4 protein-coding genes are annotated in these 2504 nt (G+C 70.6%); all 4 read right to left on the bottom strand.

Features of this window, described 5'->3' with window-relative positions; genetic code table 11:
* Positions 1 to 103 precede the first annotated feature (103 nt).
* Positions 104 to 271 carry a hypothetical protein gene (locus AC07AL_RS28055; protein ID WP_363580993.1) on the bottom strand — a complete coding sequence of 56 codons (168 nt, stop codon included), beginning with the start codon at positions 269 to 271 and terminating at the stop codon, positions 104 to 106.
* 239 nt (positions 272 to 510) lie between these two features.
* On the bottom strand, positions 511 to 687 hold the full coding sequence (locus tag AC07AL_RS28060) for a hypothetical protein (protein WP_400809432.1): 177 nt from the start codon (positions 685 to 687) through the stop codon (positions 511 to 513).
* 82 nt (positions 688 to 769) lie between these two features.
* Complete coding sequence (locus AC07AL_RS28065; protein ID WP_478318627.1) at positions 770 to 1246, bottom strand: VapA/VapB family virulence-associated protein; 477 nt, start codon at positions 1244 to 1246, stop codon at positions 770 to 772.
* Positions 1247 to 1440: 194 nt separating this feature from the next.
* Positions 1441 to 2061, bottom strand: a complete 621-nt coding sequence (locus AC07AL_RS28070; protein ID WP_478318628.1) for a hypothetical protein — start codon at positions 2059 to 2061, stop codon at positions 1441 to 1443.
* Positions 2062 to 2504 lie beyond the last annotated feature (443 nt).

Below are 2504 nucleotides of genomic sequence, written 5' to 3' on the forward strand. Positions count from 1 at the left end.
CCGCAGCCGCATCCTTTCCCCCTTCCTCTCTTCTCCCCCCCCCCCCCCCCCCCCCCCCCCCCCCCCCCCCCCCCCCCCCCCCCCCCCCCCCCCCGGGCCTCTGCTACATCTGGCCCTGGTCCATCAAGCCGCCGGCGCGCGTCCGCGCCTGCGTTCCGAGTGCCTGGTCGGCGGTATCCGCAATGGGGTCGGAGCCGTCGTCCTGCGGGTCTGCGACCCTGTGGACGACCAGTTCGGGCTGCTCGTCGACGTACTCTTCGGGCTCGGGCATGGGGTTCTCCTTCTTCGGGACGTCAAGCACCTGGACCAACGAGCCGTCCGCCACCTGATGACGCCTACCGGAGGCAGCTGGCTGGCAGCCGGTCTGTGCGGACTGACGGCGACCGTCCCTCGGAGAGCCCGATCGCTCTCGCGCTCCGCCGGGCGATGGCCCGCTCCTCGGCGTGAACGAGAGGCATTGACAGCCCGGCGGCCTCCAGAAGTCGGTGGAATCCGGGGACCGCGCCCGTGCTACTTGCCGACCGCGTAGACGATGTCGTCCGTGAGGTACTTGTCGCCGACGGTCGCCTCGTAGGTCCCCAGGTTCGACGTGATGGCGGCCTTGGCCTTCGCCTTGACCGGGGCGGGAGCGCCGACGGCGCGCTCCCAGTGTCCCGGAGTTGCCCAACCTGGCCCGAAGAGCAGCATCGCACCGGTCCGGCATCCGAGCTCTGGACTCCCACCCTGCACTGCCGCTGCACGATGGCAGCGCGGCCAGAGGTGGTGGTTGTCAGTGCTTGATGTCGATCTTCCCCTGTCCGCCCATGGCGCCGACGCCCATCTCCGCTCCGCCACCGACAAACGAACCGATGTACTCGCCGTCCAGGCCCCACAGGTTGATGTTGAACATGGCCGCGGTGGCGGTCGCCTCGAAGCGGGTGGTCCAGCCCGCGTAGTCGGACAGGTGGCCGTTGGTCCACAGGGTGCCCCAGACGTCTCCGCCTCCGACGCTCAGGCCGCCTCCGGCACCGGTGATCTCGTACTCGACGCCCTTCTCGTCGGTGAAGTCCCCGGAGAAACCGCCCCCGAGGACCGAGAAGGAGTGCACGGACCCGGAGTAGGAGAACTTCTTGGGGACGATCACCGCTTGCCCCGCGATCAGGTCGGGGTCGATAGCCCGCCGGGCTGTGATCAGGTCGAGGTGGGACTCGGCGGCCCGGCTGTAGTGCTCGGCCAGTTGCGGGTGGGCGGTGTCGTGAATGCTCATGGCGAGGGGTCCTCAATTCGTTTCACGGACGGCCCGGGCGCAGGTGCGCACGGCGGCTTGATCGTCCCAGCCCGCCCCGGACCCCGCTGCACCGAAAGGTGTGAACAGGCCATCGAACAGGCAAGGTTGGCTTCCGAATCACCCAGTCGACTTACCCCACGCGGCTCCCACCCAGCCGGCACGGGAGGGGACGTTCAAGGGGCCGTGACAGCACTGTCCTCGCCCGGCGCGTCCGACGCGTCGGGGCTCAACCCGAACGTCCGCGCGCACCGCGGGTGGGAGATGGGCCAGTCGGCGGCTTCCTCGACTGTGCGCAGGGTGCGGGTGGCCTTGTCGGGGTCGGGGTGGCTGTTCCATCCGCAGTCGTGACCGTCAGAGACCTCGACCTGGTGGATTCCGTACTCGCGGGCGGTGTTGTGGGCGACGGCGGAGCGGGCGGCGAGGGCGGCTTCGGCCCAGGCCCGGACGGGCATGCGGGCGCCGTTGCGGTAGACGACCCGGTCGAGGCGGTAGGCGGCGGCGAGCCGGTCGGCGAGGGAACGGGCTGCGGTCGTGGCGCCGGCTCGGTCGGCGGTGAGGAGGGGAGGTCGTGGCGGACGGCGACACCGCCGCCCCCTCCGGCATGCACCGGGCTCGAAATGAACTTCCGAGGGGGCGTCGCGCAGGGCGTACAGGTCGGCGATGGCGGCCAGTTCCGCGAAGCGGGCCAGTAGCCGACGGACGGCCCGGCCGTCACCGCCGGGCACGGCCTTGGTGATCGTTTCGACCAGGGCCTCCCGTCCCGCCCTCCGGGCCGTCTCCGGTCCGACGGGCACCAGGTCTTCGACTTCTGCCTCCCCGCGCGGTGCGGCTCGCTGCTTCGGGCGCGCGGCGGCGGCTCGGGGGGTTGCCGCCGCCGCGCAGCGGAAGGTTACCTCACCCGAGAGCGTCGCAAAATCTGTGTGCGCCGGAGTAGACATTGCTCGTGGGTGGGTCTAACGTTTCTCTCGTAGACAGCAAGTCGGCGATACCGGCCAGACACGAACTGGCCGGGGTTGTTGGACAGAAGTTCGCAGTTCGGTCCGGCAGTGGAGTTCCGAAGCCAGGCAGGTGCAGGACGGCGACGGGGCTGGCTTCCGGACCGGGCGGCCCGCAGGTATCAGGGGCCGCCACCAGCGGTACCGGTAGGACGCAGTTCAGTGAGTGCAGTACCGGCAGTCGCGAGACAGGCACGGCCTCGGCAAAGGCGCCCAGACTGCGGGCGCGCGTGCCGAGGGGT

This window comes from Kitasatospora sp. NPDC043949 (genome assembly GCF_056435365.1).